Source organism: Candidatus Woesearchaeota archaeon (assembly GCA_016928155.1).
Taxonomy (GTDB): Archaea; Nanobdellota; Nanobdellia; order Woesearchaeales; family JAFGLG01; genus JAFGLG01.
Genome location: JAFGLG010000002.1, coordinates 168,548 through 192,016, shown reverse-complemented (window position 1 = coordinate 192,016; position 23,469 = coordinate 168,548). Strand labels below are relative to the sequence as shown.

The following is a 23,469-nucleotide window of genomic DNA, read 5'->3' as shown; positions in this document are numbered from 1 at the left end:
TATGTTCATTAATATTCTCATAAGATGTATCCTGATAGATATACTTTACAATCTCTACTTGTCAATCTCCATTTCGCAATAATTATTTAGTGATTATTATATAATAGTAACACACCTTTAAATACATTGCTGGCCTCAAAGTCCTCATGGGGTTGATAAAAAGAAATAAGAACGCACAGGCCAGTATGGAATATCTGATGATCCTAGGTTTCATTGCAGTCATCATCATCCCTCTTATAATGTTCTTCTACTTCCAGTCTGAAGATTACCGCGAATCTGCAATCGAGAACCAGCTTTATCAGATCGCCCAGGATATTGTGGTCAATGTTGAGAAGGTCTATTATTATGGGGAGCCTAGCATGGTCACCATGAAGTTCACTCTGCCTGACAAGGTTGCATCAGCCCAGGTCAGGGATCATGAGGTTCTTTTCTTGGTCCAGAAGCGCTCAGGCGACTCTGATGTCTATGAGACCACAGAGGTGAACATGACTGGTTCTCTTCCATCAACTCCCGGTCTTCACACCATCACGATCGAGTCAAGAGGGTCTTATGTCATAATCAGCTGATGGCATATGCATGCAAATCATGGGATAAAATGAGGAAAAATGGCCAGGCTTCTGTGGAATTCATCATCCTTGTCGCATTACTTGTCATCATCTTCGGTTTCTTCATGAAGATAGCATTGGACAAGGCATATGATCTCAGGTCCCATAAAGAATATCTGGAGCTGAAGGATGTGTCCTCTGGCTTGAAGAATGAGATAATGACAGCATATTCTGTGAGTGATGGCTATGAGAGGCAGTTCAAGATGCCTCTTGTTATCGGAGAATATGATTACTCAATCTCTCTCACGCAGGGGTCTCTTGATGCTTCATCAGGTAATCATCAGTATTATCTGAAGATACCGCCTGTCACAGGCCAGCCTCAGAAAGGCATGAATACAATAAGGAAGGAGAATGGCATCATCTATCTCAATTAGCGGAATGTGTATTAGTGGAGTGTGCATTAACGAAATGTGCACTGGAAGAAGATACGCTGGCGGGAGAGGCGTTGGCAGAAGGTGTACTGATGGAGTGTATACTAGCAGAAGATACAGGATGAGGTCGAATAAGGCCCAGATCATCACTCTGGATTTCATGATAGCTCTTTTCATATTCGCCATAGTCCTTTTGCTTTTCTTCAGGTATTATTCTATGGTCTCTGAGAAGAGTCTTGTGTTCCGGGAGCTTGAGATTGATGCTGATTCGATATCCCGCTCCCTCCTGACAAAGGGATACCCTGAAGGTTGGACTCAGGATAATTTCACTATCATAGGCATAACTGACGGGGACATGAGGATAAACCGGGCAAAGTTAGATTCATTCACAGGTATGGACTACTCCCAGGCAAGGTCTTCTTTCCGGACCTCTTATGATTTCTATTTCTTCCTTGAGGATGCAGAAGGGGCAAGGTCCTACGCATTCGGTGTTGAGCCAGATGGGAAGAATGTTGTCAAGACCACAAGATATGTCATTTTTGATGGCAAGGTAATGAACATGGTGTTGTACTTATGGGATTGAAGCATGGTGTTATTGGGGATAAGAAAGGGTTCTTCTTCAGCGTAGATGCATTCATGGCTTTGGTCATCATGCTGCTCGCAGTAGGTATTGTTAGCACCTCTTTCATCTCTTCAAGGCCGACATATCAGCTTAGCAACAATGCGAATGATCTCATCAATGTCATGTCTGAGCTTAGGATAGATGAGATGAATTCTAGTGTAGTGAGGCAGATGATCCTAAATGGCTCGATTATCAGGCCCAACCAGTCAGTCATGATGCAGATTGGCGAGTTCTATTCCTATGGCAGGACAGATCTTGCTGCTTTGCTCTTCCAGGAATTTTCAGATATGGTGCCTTTGCCTTATGAGACAGCTCTCTACATCAACAGCCAGAATATTTTCTCGACATCAGATTCTGAGCCGGTTGACCTCCTCTCTGCCAAGAGCTATGTCTCTGGCTTTGAGCAGAATGAGACCCTATATGGTTTCTCATCAAGGGCCTCTTTGATCATCGGGGATGTATCAAGGGCCCAGCATATCTTTTATGGGGGCTATATAGGATATGGGAACATCTCTTCAAAACTCTCCCTTCCGTCTGATTTCATCATTGAAGACTGTTATCTTGAGCTTGACATCGCGTCTTCATTCGATCTTTTTATCAATGGGGTGTTTTCTGGTTCATTTTCTCCATCAACCCCTGAGAAAGAGGCTGATACATTCCTGATTGATCCTGCTTATTACTCTAATTTCCAGCCAGGCCTTAACATTGTTTCCTTTAGTTCATCCTCTATGCTCTCTATAGGCGGAGGCTATCTTGAGGTGGATTATAGGACAGAGGATATCTTCTTCTCTGAGACAGAATATGCAGATGGCTTGGCGACTTCGACTTATCATTTTGATAATATCGATGGGTTGATAAATATTTATGATTCTTTTTATATCCCTGGTTCACTGGTCAGTATGGAGTCATCCCTTGATTACTCCACGGATTTTCCTCTTATGCTGACCTTGGGGTCAGAGACTGTCTACAATTCATCCCAGCTGGGTGATGTCTCTGTCATCATCCCTAATTCCACTTTATCATCCTTCCTTGATTTCGCTTCTTTGTCCCGTTCTAATATCCCGCTCCGTCTTGGCCACATCCCTGGGAATGTGACTGTGTCCAATGGCACCCCTGTGGATGTGATCCTGACGACTGACATCTCGAATAGCATGGACAGTGATGATATGCCTGATGCTCCTGGGATGTCGCGTCTTGATGTGGCTAAAGAGGTCGATCATGATTTTGTCGGCATATTCCTGAATTCATCTTACAACCGTCTTGGCCTTGTCTCATATCATGCATCTATTGAGCCAGGCCAGTCAGAGGATCTGACTAATTCTAAGATGATTCTGGATGACAAGATTGATCATTATCATACCAAGGGCCCCAATACTTGCTTCTCTTCTGCTGTGATTGATTCCAGGAGCAAGCTTCTTGCCCAGTCAGATCCGTCAAGGTCCAGGATCATCATTGTGATGAGCGACGGCACTGCAAACAGGTGTTATTATACTCCGACTGCCTGCGGCGAGGAAGCTGCAAAGGTTGAGGCCATCCAGTCAGCATGCGAGACTTATGATCTGTATAATATCACCATCCATTCTATCGGTTTCGGGAGCTCGGCTGACAATGCTACTCTCAAGGCCATCTCTGATTGTGGTCATGGCAATTTCTATTGGGGGCAGAATTATACTGCTCTGAAGGAAATCTATTCTGACCTGGCTTATGAGTTGCTCATCTCCTCTCTCGGTTTTTCAGGCCAGGCCCCTAATGTCACGAATATCCATAGCGATCTGCATGATTCATTCATAAGATTCACTTATGTGCCTGACATCAATCCGCCTGGGTTCGGCGAGATAATAATCACTGAAGAGACCCCTCATTTCGGGAATTCTGTCACGCAGGGTCATTTTGGCATTCCTGCTGCTGCATCCCTGAGGGAAGCTTATCTGACTTCATATTCTGGTTCATTGTGGACCTCGAGAGTCTCGATAGATTCTGGTTCTGGTTCTGTTGATTTCTTTGATATTGATGGTTTCGGCGATGATTACATCCTGATAGGTGATCCATTTGTATTGCAGGTCCCTCTGTCTCTGGCATCATCCGATAACGATGTCATACTCAAGACTTCTTTCAACATCTCTGCAGAGAGCGGCGGATCCCCGAGCAACAGGGCCATCTATTCCTATTCCCTTCCTGCTGTGTCTGATTATACCAGTGTTCTCCCGGAGGCTGATGGCTGTGTATGGTTCTTGGAGTTTGAGGATGGCACCAATCTGACTATTGCTATCCCGGCAGATTATGCAGGCACTGACGCTTGCAGCTTCGGCTCGTATTCATATGATAGTGGGGATGCGATTGATGTCGCTGTCTTTGATCTTCTGGGCATGCTTGATTTTGATGGTGATGGTCTCCTTGATATCATTATCGGCCCAGGCGATCTCGGCATGACGACTTTGACCATCTCTGAGATACCCTCTCTTTGGGGTCCTGCTGTGATTGAGGTGAGATCTTGGCAGTGAGAGGATCATGCTTCAGGCAGAGCAGGAAAGGCTTCTTCTACACGCTCCTTTCATTGCTTTTTCTTGGCATCATAATCCTTTCTGTATTCTATTATCAGGGTGCTTTCCGTTATCAGGAGAAGAGCCAGCTTCATTCCACTAGGGTTCTTCAGATGGATAATCTGCTGAGGAATCTTGATCATGATATTGGACGTGCAATCTATATCTCATCATTCCATTCTTTTCTTGCGATGCAGGAGAGGATTGTGAAATCAGGTCATTATATCCCGGATATTGATTCAGCTTTTGCAGGCCTTTTCCTGAATGGGACTCTTGGGGCCGAACCTGTCAGTTCCATGCAGGGTTCTACAATAAATGATTGGTTTGCTGGCTTCAATCAGCAGGCTTCTGTCAACGGTATCCGGATATTGTGGACAGTGAGTGATGTGGTCATCTCTCATTCAGATCCTTGGCACGTGAGGGCTTCTATTGTATTGGATTATGTCTTGACTGACTCTGCGGATACTGCTTCCTGGAATCTTTCCAGGAATTTTTCTGCAGAATTGCCTATTGCTGGCTTTGAAGACCCCCTGTATCTGATTGAGACATCCGGTAAGGTGTCAAATATAATCCACGAGTCCAATGTTACTGATTTTGTGCAGGGCACTGATGTCTCTAACCTGAGATCCCATCTTTTGAATTCATGGTACACAGAATCTGATCATGCCCCTTCTTATCTGCAGAGGCTTGAGGGTGACTTCTCTGCTTCCATGTTCGGCATTGAATCTATGGTGGATCTCCAGAAGCTCTCTGATCAGGGTATCGCAACGCAGGAGAAATCAGTGATTGATTACATCTATTTCAGCGATCAGAACCCTGCCTTCTATGCTATCACCGGGATGCCTGATTGGTTCAGGCTGGATGATGGCTCGATTTTCCAGACAACCAGGCTTGATTATTATGAGGTGGACGAATTGGTTCAATAGAGTCCAAGGCTTATCTTTATTGCTTCATTCACTTCTCCAATGGCGCTGTTCTTCAGTCTTCCTATCTTCCTGATCAGTCTTTTCTTATCAATTGCTCTTATCTGGTTAAGGACTGCTTTTGATTCTTTTTTAAGTCCTGAATTTTTCTTGGTCAGAAGCACCTCTATAGGATATATTTTCTCTATGCTTGATGTCACCGGAGCAATTATTGTGATTGGGCTATATTTGTTGCCGATGTCATTCTGTATTATGATACCAGGTCTTGATTTTCGGATCTCATGGCCGATTGTCGGATCCAGGTTCACCAGCCAGATCTCTCCTCTTTTTACAGCGATGCGTTTTCCCATTCTTCAAGCATCTCCAGTTCCTTTTTTCCCATCCGCAGGTATGCCTCTTTCAGCTCTTTCTCGAGGTTCTCTCTTCGCATCATACTGATCACTCTCTTGATAAGGTCATCATAGCTCTCTCTTTCTCTTCTCAGCCGGTCCAGACTTGCCTTCGTATCCTCATGTATCTTTATTGTCGTGACCATTGGTATACTAAAAGTATACCCAATATTTAAGCGTTTCTGTTGCATGTGGTCTTTCTGTTCTCCAGTCTTAATGGGATTTTTGTCTTTTCCATCAAAGATCTTTCATGGGATCCGATACATTTCACTAATGATCAGAAATTCTTATGATTGCACCCGTAATATCTGGAAAATTTTTGTTTCTTTCGAATCATTTCAGATGTTCATATGCTTTACAGCCAGAACCACTGTTCCATTTTTTCAGTCATCGCGTTTTGCTAAAAACTTTAACAGTGTTGCCAGAAGCCTTTAAAATCACTTTTTCGTCACTCTCAGCTCCTCTTGCCAATTTTTGACCATTGAAAACATTTATAAATAGGGCTTCATTGACACGCATTAGTTAGGATATATGACAAATAATCAAGATTTGGGGACTGATTAGTTATTTGTCATCCTAGAAAAAGACATTTTTCACTATAGTTGTCTTTTTCGTTGTATGGAAAAAAGGGGTACCTGATGGTTGAGGAGATACGTACAGGAGTTGATAAACTAGTTGATCTTGTGAAGTTCAAGAAGAAGATAGGCTTCTCTGAGGCTGCTCAGGAGCTTGGTGTTTCTAGGAAAGTGATTGAGGACTGGGCTGATTTCTTGGAGGATGAGAAGATCCTGTCTGTTGAATATCTGTTGCTCAAGCCTTTCCTGGTTGAGCAGAAGATGAGCAGGTCTGAGGTCAGGAGGCGTACGAGGGAGTTCACCATAAAGAAAGAGGCTTTCCTGAGGAAGGTCGAGTCTACTCTCAAGAACCTTGACCGTGATGATGTCACGATCCAGAAATTCAGGAATTCTTTCTATAATCTGAAGAAGCAGGTCTCTGGCGAGATAGAGGAGATTAAGGGGCATCTGGCAGAGCTCGAGAAGTATGAAGCCATGAAGCGTGATCTTGATGACAAGCTGCTTCAGGTCAAGTCTGATTTTGAGAAGCACAGCCATGATATTGATGACGAGCTGAGGAAGGAGCTGAGGGATTACAGCAAGCTCCTGAAGATCCTTGGTTCATCCCATGTGAAGGACAAGAAGAAGGTCCAGCATCTTGCCGAGCATGAGAAGCTGAAGATTGCTGAGCTTGTCGACAGCACAATGAAGAAGGAGAGGGCCATCAAGGACAAGGAGAAGCTGATCCTTGCTGCGCTTGAGACCAGGAAGCACTCAGCCACGACATCGAAGGCCAAGCAGGAGATAATCCAGAAGTTCCAGTCTTTCTTTGACAAGAAGAACAAGGTCAACACCCTTTTGCAGGAGATCACTTTTGAGAAGGATGAGCTGAAGGCTGAGATGAGGAAGCTGCTTGAGCAGTCCAGGTCGATCGAGATGAAGGAGACCTATGAGAATGACTTGAAAGAGTTCAATGAGAGGTTTGAGAGGCTTGAGCAGAAGAGGAAAGTGATGAAGAATGATATGCTGAAGCTGGATAAGATGTTATGAGGAAGGTCAAGATCAAAAGGAAAGTGAAGAGTACGGCGAAGAAGGCAGGGCATAAGAAGTCAAAGGCTGGGTCTCATAAGAATTCAGGATCTCACAGGATGCTAGGATTACAAAAGAAAGAAGGATTTCATAAGATGTCAGGATCTCATAAGGGATCAGTATCACATGATAGGGTGAAATCACATAAAAAGGTTAAATCACATAAAAAGGTTAAATCACATAACATGAAATCAAATAATAATGTTAAATCATTGAAAGTCAAGAAATCATCCAGGAAGATTACTGGTATGAAGGGAAAGAAGGCAAAGTCCGCAAGGCGGGCCAGGAAGGCTGCAAAGAGGTCTGCAAACAAGGATCAGTCCCATCAGAAGAAGCTTCTCAAGCAGTATCATTTTGTCTCGAGCAACATACCTGTGACTGTCAGGATTTGGAAGGAGTACGGCAAATCCACTCCATTGTATGAGGTGAATATCTCCAGGATCTCAGACACCACCATGGCCATGCTCGAGCGCATCAGGAAAGAGCTTATCAATGAGGTCACGCTTGGTATCGTTGACATAACCGATATCAAGAAAGAGTCCGTTGTGGAGGACAAGTTCAAAGAGACAATTACGCTTCTCATCTCCAAGTATTTCCCTGATGTCACTGAGGACATCCGGAAGTTCCTTATCTCTTATCTTGTCCAGAAGAGCCTTGGGATGGGTAACATTGAGGTCCTCATGAATGATGATGCTCTTGAGGAGATCGCCATCAATGGCATGAATGATCCTGTCTGGGTCTATCACAAGGAGTTCACCTGGCTCAAGACTAACATCACTGTCGGCAATGAGGGCATCATCAAGCATTATGCCACGATGATCGGCAGGAAGGTCGGCAGGAACATATCTGCTCTCGCCCCTCTTCTGGATGCCCATCTGTCGACTGGTGACAGGGTGAATGCGACTCTTGCTCCCATCTCGACCAAAGGCAACACTCTCACAATCAGGAAGTTCTCCAGGGATCCCTGGACAATAACCAAGTTCCTTCAGGCAAAGACTCTTTCCATCAGGGCCGCAGCGATGATCTGGCTTGCTATGCAGTATGAGATGTCTGCAATAGTGACTGGAGGCACTGCTTCTGGCAAGACCTCTGCTCTTAATGTCCTTGCATCTTTTTTCCCTCCGAACCAGAGGATCATCTCTATCGAGGACACGAGGGAGATCGCCCTTCCGAAGTTCCTGCACTGGGTCCCTCTTTCGACAAGGCAGCCTAATGCAGAGGGTCGCGGGCTAATTTCAATGGAGGATCTCCTCACGAATTCTCTGAGGATGAGGCCTGATCGGGTCATTGTGGGTGAAGTCAGGAGAAAATTCGAGGCTGAGACGCTTTTCGAAGCCATCCATACCGGCCATAGCGTGTATGCCACTTTCCATGCAAATAATGCGAATGAGGTGATTGTCAGGCTGACTAATCCTCCTATCGAGGTCCCTAAGACCATGCTTCCATCATTATCATTGATCATAACCCAGTTCCGTAACAGGAGGACCGGCATCAGGAGGACTTTGGAGATCGCAGAGGTGTTGCCTGACTCGACGCATAAGGTAATCATGAAGTATGATGCCCGTAAGGATAGGCTGATTGAGGTTGCCAAGCCTCTTCATCTGATGCAGCAGATCAGGCTCTTCTCTGGTCTTTCAGATGCAAGGATCAGGAAGGATCTTGCTGAGAAGGAGAAGGTCTTGTCTTATCTTGTGAAGCACAACATACATAATGTTGATGATGTCGGCAGGGTCATAGCCGAGTATTACTCTGGGAAGGATAAGCTTTTGAAGCTTGTCTCGCAGAACAGGAAGTTATGAAGTGATCATAAGGAAGTTTGAAGAAGCCAAAGTCACAGATAAGTTGGAATAATCCATAAATAATTCATAAATGATTCATAAATGATTCATGAGGGTGGGGAAAATCAAGAGCACATTTTTGAAGTATCTGGCAGATAAGATTCCGAATCTGGATTATAAGCTCAGGCAGGCGAATATCTCTTCTGAGAAGGAGAGATTCATGTTGAAGGTCATCATGAACACCCTGGTTTTCTCTGTCCTGATGTCTGTTTATCTGTTCTTCCTTTTGCATAATAAGTTTTCTCCTTACTGGCTTTTTGTTCTCTTCCCTGTATTCCTGTTCCTCTCATATTCTTATTTCATCCGCCTTCCTGACATAAAGATAATACGTAAGAGGAAGGAGATCGATCGTGAGATTGTTTTTGCTATGCGTTTCCTGATAATTGAGCTGCAGTCAGGCATCCCTATCTACACTGCTTTCCTGAACATCACCAAGAATTACAGGGCAATAGGATTTTACACTAAGGAGATATTGGACAAGATAAACCTGGGGACTTCTCTTGAGCTTGCCTTGAAGGAGACTATCGATACGATTCCTTCTGAGTCGCTCCAGAAGATATTCTTCCAGATCCTTAATGCGACTGAGACAGGTTCTGACATCTCCAAGGCTCTCAACACCACTCTTGAGCAGATTGTCCAGGAGCAGTATATCGAGGTCAAGGAATATGGGCGCAAGCTCAATCCCATCGCCATGTTCTACATGCTTGTCGCCATAATATTCCCATCTTTGGGCATGACCATGATTGTTGTCATGTCCTTGTTCATCGGTTTTCGCATCTCTCTCCCGATCTTGATGATCCTGACTGCTGTGATGGCTTTCCTCCAGTTCATGTTCCTTTCCATGATAAGGTCTCAGAGGCCTGCTGTTGAACTATGAAGAAGACAAAGATCCACGGGAATATTGAATCAAGGCTTGATAGGCTCAAGTCACGCACCGAGAGGAGGCATCATAGGATAGGCAGGCTGCACAAGCCCAAGGTGGATAAGAAGCTTCTTGAGAGTGCAAAGGTTCCAGGGCATGATGCCAAAGAAGGGCAAAATGCTAAAGAAGGACATGGTGCTAAAGGAGGGCATAAGGCCCAGTCGCCAGAGAAGCCCAGCCCCAAGGTTGACAGGAAAGCTGTCAGGGCAAGGAAGAGGCAGGAGCGTCATCTCAGGCTCAAGAACTACATGCTCAAGGCCGGCATCGACAAGGAGCCCAAGAGGATAAGGGCAGTGCTCTTCAATATGGCTTTTTTCCTCGACATCGCTTCATTCATCATCTTCATCACTTACTCCGGCCTCTATCAGGGCATTGCAGTCAATCTGGGTTATGTCCTTTTCATACTGTTCTTTTTCATGGTATTGATGCTCCCTTTGGCTTTGATGCTGGTCTGGATCATCTATCTGCTCTATCTAGATATCAGGGCTTTCAGGAGGAAGCTTGAGGTCGAGAATGTCCTGCCTGATTTCCTCCAGCTCGCTTCATCCAACATGAAGGCCGGCATGCCTATCGACAAGGCTCTCTGGTTTGCTGTGCGCCCCCAGTTCGGTGTCCTTGCAAAGGAGATTGAGCTTGTCGCCAAGCAGACCTTGACCGGCGAGGACCTGACTGATGCCTTGCATGATTTTGCATTGAAATATGATTCCAACATCTTGCAGAGGTCCATTGATCTGATCATCGAGGGCATTGAGTCCGGCGGCAATGTCTCAGAGCTCCTGCTCAGGATCGCTGACGGCATCAATAAGATGCGTCTTCTGAAGAAGGAGATGGCAGCGAGCGTTGCGACTTATGTCATATTCATAACCTTTGCTTCGATCATGATAGCCCCTGTCATGTTCGCTCTTTCTTATCAGCTCATCTCTATTGTGCAGAGCATAATAAGTTCTGGCGACTTCACTTTCATACCTAATGCTCCCATGGTCTTTTACAAGACAATAGATCTTTCAGATTTCAGGGTTTTTTCAGCGGTGTATCTGGCGATCACAAGCCTTTTCTCTGCTATGATAATCTCAACCATCAGGAAGGGCACTGTGAAGGAAGGCATCAACTTCCTTCCGGTGTACATCCTGGTCGCTCTTGTGATCTACTTCGTGGCCATGTCATTGCTCAAGCTTTTCCTGAGCGGGATTTTTGTCTAGAATTTTTTGATTGGAGGATTTGCTGGCTTATGCTCCTTTTGAGAAAATTTGCTGTTCATGATCAGAAGATATTTTGGAGTCTTTATCTGGTTTTATCTGACAAAAACCGGCTCTGTCCGGAAAGTCATTGGCGTAAGGTCAAAATGCTCTCATTATGTAAAAGAAAGTGCGTTATGAGGGGTTGCTCCCTGTGGGAACATAGCACTTTCCTATTATCAATTGAGCATTTTGAAGGCAATGGTATCGAGCGTTAGCGAGATTCCGGACAGAGCCGCAAAAACCGCAACCTTTATATATGAAAGATGATTTAATCCATACATTAGTATATTATTTTGTATACTAACACACTTAACCTAAAAAAACTTTGAGGTGGTATAATGAAGAAAGGTCAGGCAGCAATGGAGTTCCTGATGACTTATGGTTGGGCGATCTTGGTTGTTCTTGCAGCAATCGCAGCCTTGGCTTATTTTGGCGTCTTTAATCAGAGCAATTTCTTGCCTGAAGCATGCCAGTTCGGTCCAGGCTTCTCGTGCGTCCACAAGGTCACACCAACCGATGTTCAGTTGAGGGTCACCAATGGTCTTGGCAAGGATCTGACAAATTTTACAGTTGCAATCAGCGGCTGTACAAGTCCGGCAGGCCAGGCGATGTCTGATGGTGCTACAATAGACATAACATTGACAGACTGCGATGGTAATGCATGGACAGTAGGTTCAAAGGTCAAGGCAGATCTGACATACAGCTATTCAGAAGTCGGCGGCTTTGATCACAGCAAGACCGGTAAGTTAGTGGCTCAGGTCGAATAAGGCCTTCTTTTTCTTTTTTTTAATATCAAGATGCACCCAAAGATTAATAAGCAGGAAAATATGCACCCAGATATACTGCTCAAGTTCGTGAAGAGATGTCCCAGGTGCAATTCCCTGAGTTTGCATTTTGATGCATTCACTGGCGCTCTTCTCTGCAGTAAGTGCGGTTATAGGATAGGTCTTCCAAGATAAGGGTGTGTAGGATCGCAAAGGTGTATCTGTGTCTGAAGTGTGATAATGTGCAGTCCATGCCGGATGTCTGCCATCAGTGCAGTTCTCTCTTCATGAAGGTCATCAAGGAGTTCAATTCTGACCTTGAGGCTGAGAATTTTATCAGGAACCACAAGAAGGATTTCTTCATATGAAGAATGGCTCTGCGAATTCAAGGAAGTTCTTTGCATAATCCATCCTTTTCTTCGAGTCTGAATGTATCGTGAATAGCGCTTCTCCTTTCTTTACCATGTCTCCGACATGATGGTGCAGGTAGATCCCTGCGCCGAGGTCTTTCGGCGAGCCTGCTATCCTTGATATCTTGTTTATGTCCTTGTTGTTTATGCCTTTTATTATGCCGCTGTTTTCAGCAACGACATCATGCTCATACTTTCCGACCTTTATCCTGTCAGGGTCCAGTTTTCCTTTGCCGCCCTGGAGCTTGATTATCTCCTGCATCTTCTGGAATGCTATCCCGCTCTCTACGAGCTCTTGTGCCATCAGGTGTCCGCGCCCCTTCTTCGCTTTTCCTGCCATCTCTAGCATCATCCCTGCTATTGTTATGCTTTTCTGGAGAAGGTCCTTGGGCGCATTCTCATGGTTCATCAGGCAGTAGAGCACATCTTTTGCTTCAAGTGCGCATCCTATGCCGTTGCCTACTGGCTGGCTTCCGTCTGTGATCAGTATCTTGAATCTCATCCCGAGCCTTTTTCCAACGTTTATGAATTCCCTCTCGAGATGCAGTGCCTCTTCCTTTGTGGCGAGCTTTGTCTGGTGCCCGATGGGTATCTCTAGGAGGATGTGTGTAGAGCCGACTGAATGCTTCTTAGCCACTATGCTCGCTATGAGCATGCCCATGGGATCAAGGCTCAGAGGATAACGGAGTTTTATGAGCTTGTCGTCTGCGCTCGCAAGGTTCAGTGCTCCTCCCCAGACTATGCACCCGTTTGTTTTCTTTATTATGCTCATGAGTTTCCTTGTGTTGAAGCTCACATTGCAGAGCACTTCCATGGTGTCTGCTGTCCCTGCAGGGCTTGTTATCGCTCTTGAGCTTGTCTTCGGTATGAGCAGTCCTGCTGCTGCGATGATCGGTATCACTATCATCGTTGTCCTGTTCCCCGGCACGCCGCCTATGCAGTGCAGGTCCATCACAGGTTTCCTGTCGAAAGTGAGCGTGTCTGAGTTCTTGACCATTGATTTTGTGAGCGCGAGTATCTCCTGGTATGACATGCCGTTGTTGTAGCATGCCGCGATGAAGTATGTGAGCTCTATCTCGTCGAGCTCGTTGTTGATGATGTCCTTGACTATCTGGTCCATCTCATCGTAGCTCAGCTCTTTCTTGTCCAGCTTCTTCCTTATCAGCCTGACAGAGAGTGGTTTGTCATCGAGCTGGACATCGATGATGTTCCCATTCCTCGCCTTTATTGCCCTGAGGCTCTCTTCGAACATTCCGATGTGTCCGGGCTTCACTATTTTGTCAGACTCTGCAATGTCGACGACTGCAATTGTCGTCCTTCCGTTGTTCCTTATCTTAACCCTGTCTTCCACCTTCAGGTCATACATCCTTGCATCTTCCTGGTTTAGTATGACCACCTGAACCCCGCCTGTGGATATGTCCATGTCTTTTATTCGCAGTTTTATTTGGATCACCTGCTTGTGTAGATCTTCAGCACTGTTATTGAGAGCGAGAGTACTACCGGCCCTATGACCAGCCCTGCCATGCCGAATATGGATATCCCGCCGATGACTCCGAGCAGCACGATCACAGGGTGGAGCCTTGCCTTGTTTCCGATGAGCTTCGGCCTGATTATGTTGTCGATTGTGCTGATTATTAACAGGCCGTAGATGAGCAGCCCTATGCCAAGCCACATTAGTGTGGTGTCATTGTTGAGGTAGCCCATAACTGCCCTGTATATCCCGATCGGTGCCCAGATCACTGCGGATCCAACATATGGCAGAAGTGCAGCTATTATCATTATGGACCCCCACATTATTGGGGATTCCACCCTGAATATCCACAGCCCTATGCCTCCGATTATGCCCTGCGCGATTGCAGTCACGATGGATCCGTATATCACTGCTGATGTTATCTCTGAGAACTGTTTGAATATGATCCTCTTATCTCCCTTTGCGAACGGGAGCATGTCTCTCATCTTACTGACGAATATCTCCCCGTCTATGAACATGTAGTAGATTACGAAGAACATTATGAACAGGTTAAGTATCTTCTGTGGCAGGGATACTATGAAGTTTGTTATGTTGTCTACGAACCAGTTTGTGAGTTTTGTCAGCCAGTCCTCGATATAGAACTTGACTTTCGGCTCTGACATGAACTTTTTCAGCATGTTTGTCTTCTGGCAGAGATAGTTGTCTGATTCGCAGCTGTACTGCACTGCAGAGCTCCCTACGAACTTCTGCTTGAGCACTGTGTATGATACATATGCCTCTCTGCTCAGGCTGTTTGCTATGAACAGCGCAGGCACCGCGATAATGAGTATCAGCAGGATCGAGACTATCAGTGATGAGACTGCAGGTCTCTTTATCCTGTTGTTTGTCCATCTGTAGAAAGGGAAGAATATGTATGCTATCAGGCATCCTGTGATGAGGGTCACGAGGAATGGCTTGATTATGAGGAATGAGAGGAATGCGATAATGAGGAATACTGCAATCAGGAGATACTTTGTGTATGTGTCCTGATCCTTTTTTGTGATTCCTCTCACCTCTTTGGATGGGTCCACCCGGATTCGAACCGGGGATCTCCGCCGTACCGAATCCAGCAACCTGTTGCTGTGTATGTCGAGGCGACGTCATAACCAACTAGACCATGGACCCGTATGCTTTGCTGAAGTTGCCTATATTATTTAAATATTGTGGGTAGTAAATTATTTAAATCCTCTCATGGAATGTCCTTTTCATGGACATTATTGACCTTTTTTTCAACATTACGATTGGAGTGATCTGCCTGCTTATACTCTCAGGCTTCTATATGGGCATTGTGAAGAAGAGTTACAGGCTCATGTTCGGCTTGATAGTGTTCGGTCTCGTCTTGCTGGCGCTGACTCTTTTCATGATCAGCGGCATATTGGGTTAGAAAACCAGGGCTTACTTGCTTCTTCTCTTGTTGGCTCTCAGGCTGGGCCTTATCTTCTCAGCGCCCCTCCCTTTTCTGTACAGGCCTCTTGATTTCTTGCCTGCTCCTGTGAGTCCCCTGTATACTCTTCCTTTATTTGTCCTTTCTGATACCCATGCTGTCTCTTTGCTGCTCTTGATTGATGGGTGTGATCTGTCGAGAAGTATGACTTCGTACCAGAAGTAGATGCCGTCCCTGCCGACCTCATATGAGTTGAGGACTTCGCAGTTAGGGAATTTCTTCTGTGCCCTTATCTCAGCCACCCACCTGTAGTTCTGCGATACGACCTGGGCGAATCTGTATGTCTTGGGTCTTCTTCCTCCTGCAAAATGCTCCCTCTTCCTGCCTCCTCTCATCACTCTCTGCCTGGCCACTATGTAGCCTTGCTTTGCTTTGTAGCCGAGTGATCTTGCCCTGTCAAGTCTTGTGGGCTTCTCTAGCCTTACTGTGGCAGGCTCTCTCCTGTATTGGATCAGTTTTGCCTGGTAGCCTTCTATCTTCTTGGGATGCTTCCAGAGTTTCCTTAATCTTGCATGTAATCCCATTTTAGTGTTTGGATTTGAGCCCCATTTAAAAAGGTTTTGGATATTTTTAGCTCTGTAGAATATTTGCACCTTTAGGTCAAAACGCCTGCTAGCGTGCTTTAAATGCATTTCAGGGGGTTGCTCCCAGAGGATATCTTGTCGATTATGGGCAGTTTGCAGGAATTCATGTCCCACTTGAGCAAGGTGTGTTGAAATTCTGTTTTTGGATCTCTGAAGATCAAAGGCTTAAGACATGCCGGTTGACTGGTAGGCTGAGCGGATGCGACGCGTTTTTTGTTGATATTTGATTTTTGTTGATATTTGAGTTTTGTTGGTATTTTGAGTTTTGTTTATTCTTTGAGTTTTTTATACTTTAAGTATTGTTGATACTTTGAGTTTTGTTGGTATCTCGCATTTTGAAGTTGCCGATGTCAGATGTCAGACTTTCTGCAGGGCTGTGACCCCCCAATTGATTGATTCCTTCCCAGAGTGCATTAAAACAGCTTTCCAACCTTTCTCCCGGAATATTTGGGAAAGATTTATATAAGCCACCTGGCCAATTTCCTGTCAGGTGGTCTGGTGGGGATATCGATGAAGGAGGCGCTGGATGGTTTTGCTATCCAGCTGATGGAAGCTAAGAAGCTTGGTAGGGATATTCATCTGGCTGGCCATTTCAATAGGGTTGTTGTGTGCGGCATGGGTGGGAGCGGTGTTCCGGGCGATCTTCTCAAGGCCTATGCCTCTGATATGGATGTTGATGTTGTCAAGAATTATTTCATCCCAAGATCTGTTGATAAGAGGACCTTGATGTTCTTGGTGTCCTATTCTGGCAATACTGAGGAGACTCTCAGCTGCTTTAGGCAGGGTCTCAGGGTTGGCTGCCAGATGGTCGGCATCTCTTCTGGCGGGAAGCTCCAGGAGCTGTGCAGGCAGTATCGTGTCCCGCATGTCGATGTCCCGAAGGGTTATCAGCCGAGGATTGCTTATCCCCTTCAGCTCTTTCCAATCCTGAATGTCCTTGAGAATCTCGGTCTTGTGTCATCAGCCCCTGATATTGATGAGGCTGTTGATCTTGTGAAGAACGCTGATTTCACCGGCCATGCAAGACAGCTTGCTGCTCTTCTCGTCGGCAAATTGCCCATCATCTATTCTTCTGAGCGCATGTTCGGCGTGGCGAACAGATGGAGGATAGCTTTTCTTGAGAACTGCAAGATCTTTGCTGCTGTGGGAGTGTTCCCAGAGATTGACCATAATGAGCTTCTCGCATATGCGAATCCCCGCCTGCCTTTTCATGTGATGATACTGCATGACGAGGATGATTACAGGCGGATAAAGGACAGGATGAAGCTCACCAAGAAGCTCATTTCAAGGACAGCCCATGTGACTGAGATAAGGCTTTCAGGCAAGGGCCGTCTTGCAAAGATAGTTTCATCGATTTTTCTCGGTGATCTCATAAGCTTCTATCTAGCTGAATCCATGGGTGTTGATCCTACAGACATCAGCCTTGTTGAGGATTTCAAGAAGCAGCTCGGGTCAGGTTATCTCTCATTATGAAGAAATGCATCATCTGTGAGGAGGAGGAGGCGGTCTACTGCATAAAGGGCATGCCGAACCAGTGCTACTGTGAGGAATGCGCAAAAGAGCAGTTCTCTGACCTTGGCATTCTGGAGAAGCTCGACTACAAGACCGCATCCAAGACTGTTGATGAGGTGCCCTTGCCTGAAGAGGAAGAGGATCATGATGGATAGGTTTGTTGCCCTTGATATAGGCGGTACAAAGATTGAGGCCATGCTCGCCGGCAGCCGCAGTCAGGTATTGAGGAAGAGGTTCACTACAGGTTCTGGCAGGAAAGATGTGATATCGAATATCCTGCATGCTGTCGAAGATGTCAGTTCAGGGAGAAAAGTCAGCGCTGTCGGAATCGGCATTGCAGGTTTTCTTGATAGGAATGGTGTCATGTCTCATTCTCCCAACATCAAGGGCATTGAAGGCGTGGATCTGGGCAAGGTCCTCAGCAGGAAGCTGGATCTCCCTGTCTTTGTCCTTAATGACTCGAAGTGTTTTGCGCTTTCTGAATATCATTATGGTGTGGGGAAAGGGGCCGGGAATTTTGTGGGCCTGATCTGGGGTACTGGTGTCGGTTCTGGCATCATCATTGATGGCAGGCTTGTGCATGGAGGCTCAAATCTTGCTGGAGAGATCGGCCATCATGTCCTTGTTGCTGATGGAGAGATGTGCACCTGTGGGAAGAGAGGCCATTTTGAGCAGTATGTTGCAGCACGGGCTCTTGTTGGTGCATATCAGAGGTTCAAGGGATCATCAAAGGCTATCCCTCCTGTTGAGATTGTGAAGAAGAATGATTCTGCTTCAAGGAAAGCATTGGATCAGGTCGCTTATCATATGGGCTTGGGCTTGGCCAATGTTGTGCAGTTCTATGACCCTGAGGTGATTGCCTTGGGTGGCGGCATGTCCAATCTGACTATGCTTTATCCGAGGATCAGGAAGGTCATGTCCAAGAATATCCAGGGCCAGAAAGTGAAGGTCCTTAAGTCTAAGCTTGGGGATTCTTCTGGCATATATGGCGCATTAGCCCTTGCTGAGAAGCAGGGCAGGGTCTGATCCTGTTATATTGTTTCAATTTCTGTCATATTGGTTCAACCCATAACTTATTTGCAATATGGAAACCTTTATAAAGCAAGAATATTTTATTTCATACTATGCCAAGAGGAAGACCCATAAGATCTGAGATAAGACAGAACATTGTCGAGATTCTTTACTTCCTGAAAGAGGGTTATGCCTACGAGATTTACAAGGTCTACAAGGCGATCTTCCCTAAGGTCACCATGAGGTCGATATATTATCATCTCAAGAAGGGTGTTTCCCTGGGCGAGTTCAAGGTCTCCAAGGTTGAGAAGGAGAAAGGGGATTACTCTTGGGGCAATGAGGCTGAGAAGACTTATTATGCTCTCGGTCCTGGCGCTAAGCCGAGGATCGATGAGAAGGTCAAGCTTTTTCTTGAGAAGAGGAGTTAGTGCCCATTTCTCTCAATAGCCTTAGCAGTCTCTCCTGTTCGATCATTGATCTGTTCCTGAGATGGTTGAGGTATTGGACATGTTCCCATCCTATCTGCGTCCAGCATCTTGTGTCGTGGAATATCCTTTCTGCATGATATGGTGTGGGGTCTGCTCCGCATTCTCTTGCGATCGCGTCTATCGTGTTCTCGATCTCTGCCTCTCTTCTGCTGTCATTTTTGTCTGATCTGAGGAACTGTCTCAGGCTCGCTGCATCGTCTGCCCTGTGGTTCCTGCTTTCATAGTGCGCCAGCTTTCTTGTCTCCTTCACTCCGAACACATAGCAGAACAGCGCCGGGAAGTCTGTGAATCCTGTCTCCCATACTTCGTCTGGCAGCCAGTTCCCTTTCTTTCTGAGTATATGTTCTGCTGCTTTCATATGCCCTTTCCCGACGGCCCGTTCATATAGGTTTGTGAAATATCTTTCGCCTTCCTCTCTGAGCGAGAGCTGCATGTATGCCTTGATGACCGGCATGTAGAATATCGCGAGGTCTCTTGTGTTCTCCCTCTCGATCTCCGAGTATATTATCCCTGCGAGGCCTCTTGCATTGAGGCCGTAGAATGCTTCATCGCTCAGCTGCATCGCTGATTTTGCTGACGAGACGACTGTCCAGCGGTTCCTGAGTTTTGTCGGCGCTCTTGTCTCCGCATACACCCCTTTCCTTTCCCACAGCCCGTTCTCTGTTCTTGGCTCTATGATGAGATAGACATCCTGCTCGATTCCGCTTTGCTCTTTCCATAGGTCTCTGATGTCTGCAGACACTGCTTTCAGGATGTCATGCTTCGAGATGAGGATTCTGTCTTCAGGGAAGAGCGGTATCTGCATCGGCGGGACATATATCTCAGACATGGTTTTCACAGGTTGTCATAGGTAGGAGATAAAAGTGGGAAAAGAAAAGGTATAAAATTATTTGGATAATGGGAAGCATAGCTTGCACGGCTTGTATCCCTTCTTGAGGGCTGCATTCTCCTGCCTGAAGACTATCCGCTTCTTCTTCGGTATCTTGTCTGCGACGACGCAGCTTGCCCTGTGCACCTTGTTGCCGTCCTTGTTGGCGACAAAGTATCTCTTCTTTCCGTTCGAGGAGAGGGGATTGCACACCTTGCATGCCTTGTATTTAGCTTTCTGTGCCTTCTTTGCTGTGTCATACCAGACAACTTGTTCCTTCGCTATCTTGTTGACAGCTACGCAGTGCGGCCTGTGGAATGTGTTGCCTGTCTTTGATGCGACAAAGTGCGAGTCTGCTTTCATTGCAGGCGCTCTCTTCGCTCTTTTCTTGACGCTCGCAAGCTCTTTCTTGAGCTTTTCTGTTGATGCCTTGCTGGCTTTCTTCATCTTGTCGAGCTCTTCCTCCAGCTTCTTTGTCTTTGCGCCTGCCTTCCTGCTGACGCTCTTCTTCATCTTCTCCATGTCCTCTCCGAGCTTCCTGTTCTGTGCCTTGAGGGCTCCTGCTGTGTAGCTCAGTTTCTTGTTTGTCTGCTCTTCCATCTGCTTCAGTGCTTCGTTCTCTTTCTGGAGATACTTGATGGTCATGTCCTGCTTGATGTCGTGCCCTGTCTTGTATTTCATTGATCTCGGTGCCTGGTATGAGAGCACCATTATCATCTCGAGCACAAGCATGAGCGCTGAGCCTAGCGCAGCGACAGATGTCAGTGCGCTTATCCCATAGTTGTTTATCAGGATTGCATAGATGTTTATGATAACGAATCCGAAATACATGAACCATGATATGTGGTTCCATCTCTTCTGTCCGATCAGTGCCATGAAGACCCCGAAGTTTGCCAATATCAGCAGCAGGACGAAGATTAGCTTTGAGACATAGCTGAATGCGCTTATGCTCTCTGAGAAGAGGCTGAAAGCGTATGTCAGTATCACGAGTACTATTTCTAATCCGAACAATAGGGCAAGTGTGTTTTTTGATTTCATATCAATGACCTCATGCATGGGGCTATCAGGCGCATATTTAAATCTTTCGATTTTTGACTACTATAAAGTAACAACCTTTATTAAGCTTATTGGCTATATTGAAAATAAATAAATAATATAAACAACCCCTTCTTCCTATCTCAAAAATAGTCATGGGGGGTTTTCAATGGCATTAGGTGTTGGTTTTATCGGATCATTGCTTGCATTGCTGCTCGGAGTGCTCATTCTTGCATTCCCTAAGATGCTCAGGCTGCTGCTCGGTCTATATTTCATAATCATCGGCATCTTGGGTTTGGTCGGCTGGGTGCTTTAGAGAAAGTTGACAGCAGTATGTTTTGCATTCATGAAATAATTTGTTCTTTTTTTCTTTGTTCCTCTGCCTTGCTTCTTTCAGGCACTGGAAAAATTCAGAAGATAAAATCTTGTCTTATCCAGATTTGCTCTGCAAATCTGGGCAGGGCCTCCTGAATTTTTCATCAGGATGAACAGCCTGGCACAGGATCAGCAGAAGAAGTACTATTTTATTGATGAGCAAGTGATTTTTATGCCAAGAACTGTCATTTTTTCTCTTTCAGTCTTCTCTGTGTTATCTTCTTGAGGAATCCCATGAGCGCATTGTATTCCCTTCTTGTTATCATCGCCTTGCCGAAAAGCCTCTTCCACAGTATCTCCTGTGTCTCTCTTTTCTCTTCTGTGCTGAAGATCATCTCGTCAAGGGCTTCATTCAGCGTCTTCTGCAGCGCTTTCTTCTCATCTGCATCCATGAGCCTTATCCTGCCTTCAGATTTGTCCTCGCCGGTCTTCAGGAATATCTCATAGAGCACGATCGCCGCAGAGACTGAGAGATTCAGCACAGGATATTTCTTTGAGCTTTGTATGCTCACCGAGAAATCACATCGTGATATCTCATTATTGGTAAGTCCGTTGCTCTCCCTGCCGAACACGATCCCGATCTTCGATTTCGCATCAACAGAAGCCAATTTCTCAGCCAGTTCAGATGGATTCAGCACGCATCTCGGCAGATTGTAATCAGTCCCCAATTGTGCAGTCGTCGCAACCAGAAGATCGAACTCATCCAGCTTCTCGACGCCGCAGATTTCAGCGCTTGCAAGCACATCCCTCCCATGCATGGCACGGGCCCTTGCTTCATCTGAATTCGGATCAGCCTTTGGGTCGATCAGCACAAGATGAGAGGAATCGAAATTCTTCATGATGCGCGCAATCGCTCCTATGTTGCCAGGATTCTCTGGTTCAATGAGTATGACTGATATCATGTCTGCAATATACTGGGGGTTATTTATTAATTATTTCTAAAAAATCTGGCAGTGATATTAATGCCATGGATAAGTATTATATAATCAATAAGCATATCCTGCCTTATGGATAAAGTGCCGGATAGGGCTTCTTTGGAGAATCGTGCAAGACTCCTGTCTGAGGGATTGAAATGCAGATCATTTGCTGCATTGTTTGTTTCTTCTTATATGCTGAATGAGATAGTGCAGGAAATAAAACATGGGTACTATCATCTGAGGGATATAGAGCATATGGAAGTGGAGGATGAAGAGAGTTCTTTCCAGTATTATCTCCGTATTTATTGATCTGTCAATTGATGCAGTGCAGGGTATACTTGTAGATTTCCATTATTCAGGATCGTTATGATATCCATATGTTTGACATATCCGGAATCCGGAGGACTCGGAGATTTTTTGCTTAACTCTTGGATAGGGCATCGATTTTCGTAGAATGCAGGATTCCTTCGGATTCATTCTGTTTTCTTCCGAAAGATATCATGATATCAATTTGAATGCCGTAACCAATGAAATTCCATGAGTAGATACTACATTGATTCCTGCATCTGGCTGAATCTTTTCAAGAAAGAAGGCGATGAAACCAGGGGAAAACCTTATCATGAGCTTGCTGAGGAATTCTTGAACTTGGCTGAAACCAGGAAGGATGAAGTTGTCATCTCAACATTTGTTCTGAAAGAACTAAAATATGTGCTTAAGGAAGATTTTGTCGTTTTGACAAAGAGACTGAATCACATGAAATTGAAGCTCATTGAGCCGGATCAGCATGATTATTCTCTTGCCAGGTTCTATGAAAGATTATCAGATTACAGGCTCAGTTTTGGAGACTGCATGCACATGGCCATATCTAAAAGATATGAACTTCTTCTGATAACAAGAGACAGAAAATTGCTTATTTTCTCCAGAAGATTTATCTCAGCTCACAGACCTGAAGAGTTACTTGTCTGATAGATGCTCAAACTCCTTATTGATCCTCTCGACATCTTCCCAGCTCTTTATTTCCCTTGACAGTCTCTTCCTTATCTCCCTGACTTCCTTGACAGAATCCCCTGTGTTTGGTATGATCCCGATCAGGTCCTTGAGTTCTACTTTCTTCACAAGCTTCCGCACAGCATATCTCACTACATCAGACCTGCTTGCATAGTCTCCTTTCTTAACAAGCATGTCAATATCCTTCACCAGACCTTCTGGCAGCCTTATCGGAACAACACTCATGCTCATGATACATTTGTAATACATATGTAATATATAAAGATTGCGCTCATGATATCCAAGCTGGATCCAATATTAAATCATAATAGGTACTCAATAAGATATGTACTCACTAAGAATAGCATGAACATCTCCAATAATATTTTCTCCAAATACAGATTTTTTGATTATGGGTCTCAGGATTCATCTTTAAAATCAATGAGATTTGAGTTCCTTTTTAGAGAATGTTG

The 23,469-nt window shown here is 45.3% G+C and carries 27 protein-coding genes and 1 tRNA gene; 18 read left to right on the top strand and 10 right to left on the bottom strand.

Features of this window, described 5'->3' with window-relative positions; genetic code table 11:
• The first annotated feature begins 146 nt into the window (after positions 1–146).
• The 5 genes from JW968_01260 to JW968_01240 all read left to right on the top strand — a co-directional run bounded on the left by JW968_01260 (position 147) and on the right by JW968_01240 (position 5,064).
• Positions 147–566, top strand: a complete 420-nt coding sequence (locus tag JW968_01260; protein ID MBN1385587.1) for a hypothetical protein — start codon at positions 147–149, stop codon at positions 564–566.
• Between the two features lie 29 nt (positions 567–595).
• Positions 596–979 (top strand): pilus assembly protein, encoded by a 384-nt coding sequence (locus JW968_01255; GenBank protein MBN1385586.1) that lies wholly within the window; start codon positions 596–598, stop codon positions 977–979.
• 118 nt (positions 980–1,097) lie between these two features.
• Positions 1,098–1,559, top strand: coding sequence for a hypothetical protein (locus JW968_01250; protein ID MBN1385585.1), 462 nt, complete (start codon positions 1,098–1,100; stop codon positions 1,557–1,559).
• Positions 1,550–4,099, top strand: coding sequence for a VWA domain-containing protein (locus JW968_01245; protein MBN1385584.1), 2,550 nt, complete (start codon positions 1,550–1,552; stop codon positions 4,097–4,099). The genes JW968_01250 and JW968_01245 overlap by 10 nt, the downstream gene beginning before the upstream one ends.
• Entirely contained in the window at positions 4,090–5,064 is a 975-nt protein-coding gene (locus JW968_01240) for a hypothetical protein (protein MBN1385583.1), read from the top strand. Before JW968_01245 ends, JW968_01240 begins: the two co-directional genes overlap by 10 nt.
• On the opposite strand, the gene JW968_01235 is transcribed toward JW968_01240, so the two are convergent.
• Positions 5,058–5,411 (bottom strand): type II toxin-antitoxin system PemK/MazF family toxin, encoded by a 354-nt coding sequence (locus JW968_01235; protein ID MBN1385582.1) that lies wholly within the window; start codon positions 5,409–5,411, stop codon positions 5,058–5,060. The genes JW968_01240 and JW968_01235 overlap by 7 nt on opposite strands.
• The gene (locus JW968_01230) at positions 5,390–5,596 is read right to left on the bottom strand and encodes a hypothetical protein (protein ID MBN1385581.1); all 207 of its coding nucleotides are present in this window, start codon (positions 5,594–5,596) and stop codon (positions 5,390–5,392) included. Before JW968_01230 ends, JW968_01235 begins: the two co-directional genes overlap by 22 nt.
• A gap of 492 nt (positions 5,597–6,088) precedes the next feature.
• Here JW968_01230 and JW968_01225 point away from each other — a divergent pair, with 492 nt between their 5' ends.
• The 5 genes from JW968_01225 (at position 6,089) to JW968_01205 (ending at position 11,858) form a co-directional block, all read left to right on the top strand.
• Positions 6,089–7,054 carry a hypothetical protein gene (locus JW968_01225; GenBank protein MBN1385580.1) on the top strand — a complete coding sequence of 322 codons (966 nt, stop codon included), beginning with the start codon at positions 6,089–6,091 and terminating at the stop codon, positions 7,052–7,054.
• Positions 7,051–8,892: a type II/IV secretion system ATPase subunit gene (locus JW968_01220; protein MBN1385579.1), complete on the top strand. Its 1,842-nt coding sequence runs from the start codon at positions 7,051–7,053 to the stop codon at positions 8,890–8,892. The genes JW968_01225 and JW968_01220 overlap by 4 nt, the downstream gene beginning before the upstream one ends.
• 94 nt (positions 8,893–8,986) lie before the next feature.
• Positions 8,987–9,808: a type II secretion system F family protein gene (locus JW968_01215; GenBank protein MBN1385578.1), complete on the top strand. Its 822-nt coding sequence runs from the start codon at positions 8,987–8,989 to the stop codon at positions 9,806–9,808.
• Positions 9,805–11,052, top strand: a complete 1,248-nt coding sequence (locus JW968_01210; protein ID MBN1385577.1) for a type II secretion system F family protein — start codon at positions 9,805–9,807, stop codon at positions 11,050–11,052. The genes JW968_01215 and JW968_01210 overlap by 4 nt, the downstream gene beginning before the upstream one ends.
• Positions 11,053–11,429: 377 nt before the next feature.
• Entirely contained in the window at positions 11,430–11,858 is a 429-nt protein-coding gene (locus tag JW968_01205) for a hypothetical protein (GenBank protein ID MBN1385576.1), read from the top strand.
• 357 nt (positions 11,859–12,215) lie between these two features.
• Here the strand turns inward: JW968_01205 and JW968_01200 are convergent, their stop codons facing one another.
• The 3 genes from JW968_01200 to JW968_01190 form a co-directional block, all read right to left on the bottom strand.
• A complete protein-coding gene (locus JW968_01200) occupies positions 12,216–13,688 on the bottom strand; it encodes an AMP phosphorylase (protein MBN1385575.1) in 1,473 nt (490 codons plus the stop codon).
• A gap of 26 nt (positions 13,689–13,714) precedes the next feature.
• Positions 13,715–14,806, bottom strand: coding sequence for an AI-2E family transporter (locus JW968_01195; protein ID MBN1385574.1), 1,092 nt, complete (start codon positions 14,804–14,806; stop codon positions 13,715–13,717).
• A tRNA-Val gene (locus JW968_01190) sits at positions 14,798–14,900 on the bottom strand. Before JW968_01190 ends, JW968_01195 begins: the two co-directional genes overlap by 9 nt.
• Positions 14,901–14,982: 82 nt before the next feature.
• Here JW968_01190 and JW968_01185 point away from each other — a divergent pair.
• On the top strand, positions 14,983–15,159 hold the full coding sequence (locus JW968_01185; GenBank protein ID MBN1385573.1) for a hypothetical protein: 177 nt from the start codon (positions 14,983–14,985) through the stop codon (positions 15,157–15,159).
• Positions 15,160–15,170: 11 nt separating this feature from the next.
• Here JW968_01185 and JW968_01180 read toward each other — a convergent pair whose 3' ends face one another.
• The gene (locus JW968_01180) at positions 15,171–15,743 is read right to left on the bottom strand and encodes a 50S ribosomal protein L15e (GenBank protein ID MBN1385572.1); all 573 of its coding nucleotides are present in this window, start codon (positions 15,741–15,743) and stop codon (positions 15,171–15,173) included.
• Between the two features lie 558 nt (positions 15,744–16,301).
• Between JW968_01180 and JW968_01175 the strand changes: the two genes are divergently transcribed.
• The 4 genes from JW968_01175 (at position 16,302) to JW968_01160 (ending at position 18,754) form a co-directional block, all read left to right on the top strand.
• Positions 16,302–17,276, top strand: a complete 975-nt coding sequence (locus JW968_01175) for a bifunctional phosphoglucose/phosphomannose isomerase (protein MBN1385571.1) — start codon at positions 16,302–16,304, stop codon at positions 17,274–17,276.
• The gene (locus tag JW968_01170) at positions 17,273–17,470 is read left to right on the top strand and encodes a hypothetical protein (GenBank protein MBN1385570.1); all 198 of its coding nucleotides are present in this window, start codon (positions 17,273–17,275) and stop codon (positions 17,468–17,470) included. The genes JW968_01175 and JW968_01170 overlap by 4 nt, the downstream gene beginning before the upstream one ends.
• Positions 17,427–18,341 (top strand): ROK family protein, encoded by a 915-nt coding sequence (locus tag JW968_01165; GenBank protein ID MBN1385569.1) that lies wholly within the window; start codon positions 17,427–17,429, stop codon positions 18,339–18,341. The genes JW968_01170 and JW968_01165 overlap by 44 nt, the downstream gene beginning before the upstream one ends.
• Before the next feature lie 98 nt (positions 18,342–18,439).
• Complete coding sequence (locus JW968_01160; protein MBN1385568.1) at positions 18,440–18,754, top strand: hypothetical protein; 315 nt, start codon at positions 18,440–18,442, stop codon at positions 18,752–18,754.
• Here JW968_01160 and JW968_01155 read toward each other — a convergent pair.
• Together JW968_01155 and JW968_01150 are read right to left on the bottom strand one after the other, a co-directional pair.
• Positions 18,726–19,643 carry a hypothetical protein gene (locus JW968_01155; GenBank protein ID MBN1385567.1) on the bottom strand — a complete coding sequence of 306 codons (918 nt, stop codon included), beginning with the start codon at positions 19,641–19,643 and terminating at the stop codon, positions 18,726–18,728. The two genes, JW968_01160 and JW968_01155, sit on opposite strands and share 29 nt — an antisense overlap.
• Before the next feature lie 57 nt (positions 19,644–19,700).
• A complete protein-coding gene (locus JW968_01150) occupies positions 19,701–20,720 on the bottom strand; it encodes a hypothetical protein (protein ID MBN1385566.1) in 1,020 nt (339 codons plus the stop codon).
• Between the two features lie 166 nt (positions 20,721–20,886).
• Between JW968_01150 and JW968_01145 the strand changes: the two genes are divergently transcribed.
• Positions 20,887–21,033 carry a DUF3096 domain-containing protein gene (locus JW968_01145; protein ID MBN1385565.1) on the top strand — a complete coding sequence of 49 codons (147 nt, stop codon included), beginning with the start codon at positions 20,887–20,889 and terminating at the stop codon, positions 21,031–21,033.
• A gap of 244 nt (positions 21,034–21,277) precedes the next feature.
• Here JW968_01145 and JW968_01140 read toward each other — a convergent pair whose 3' ends face one another.
• Positions 21,278–21,994 (bottom strand): RNA methyltransferase, encoded by a 717-nt coding sequence (locus JW968_01140; protein MBN1385564.1) that lies wholly within the window; start codon positions 21,992–21,994, stop codon positions 21,278–21,280.
• 105 nt (positions 21,995–22,099) lie between these two features.
• Here JW968_01140 and JW968_01135 point away from each other — a divergent pair, with 105 nt between their 5' ends.
• Together JW968_01135 and JW968_01130 are read left to right on the top strand one after the other, a co-directional pair.
• Positions 22,100–22,318 carry a hypothetical protein gene (locus tag JW968_01135; protein MBN1385563.1) on the top strand — a complete coding sequence of 73 codons (219 nt, stop codon included), beginning with the start codon at positions 22,100–22,102 and terminating at the stop codon, positions 22,316–22,318.
• 228 nt (positions 22,319–22,546) lie between these two features.
• Positions 22,547–22,975, top strand: coding sequence for a type II toxin-antitoxin system VapC family toxin (locus tag JW968_01130; protein ID MBN1385562.1), 429 nt, complete (start codon positions 22,547–22,549; stop codon positions 22,973–22,975).
• On the opposite strand, the gene JW968_01125 is transcribed toward JW968_01130, so the two are convergent.
• Positions 22,964–23,248: a ribbon-helix-helix protein, CopG family gene (locus tag JW968_01125; protein ID MBN1385561.1), complete on the bottom strand. Its 285-nt coding sequence runs from the start codon at positions 23,246–23,248 to the stop codon at positions 22,964–22,966. The two genes, JW968_01130 and JW968_01125, sit on opposite strands and share 12 nt — an antisense overlap.
• Positions 23,249–23,469: the final 221 nt, after the last annotated feature.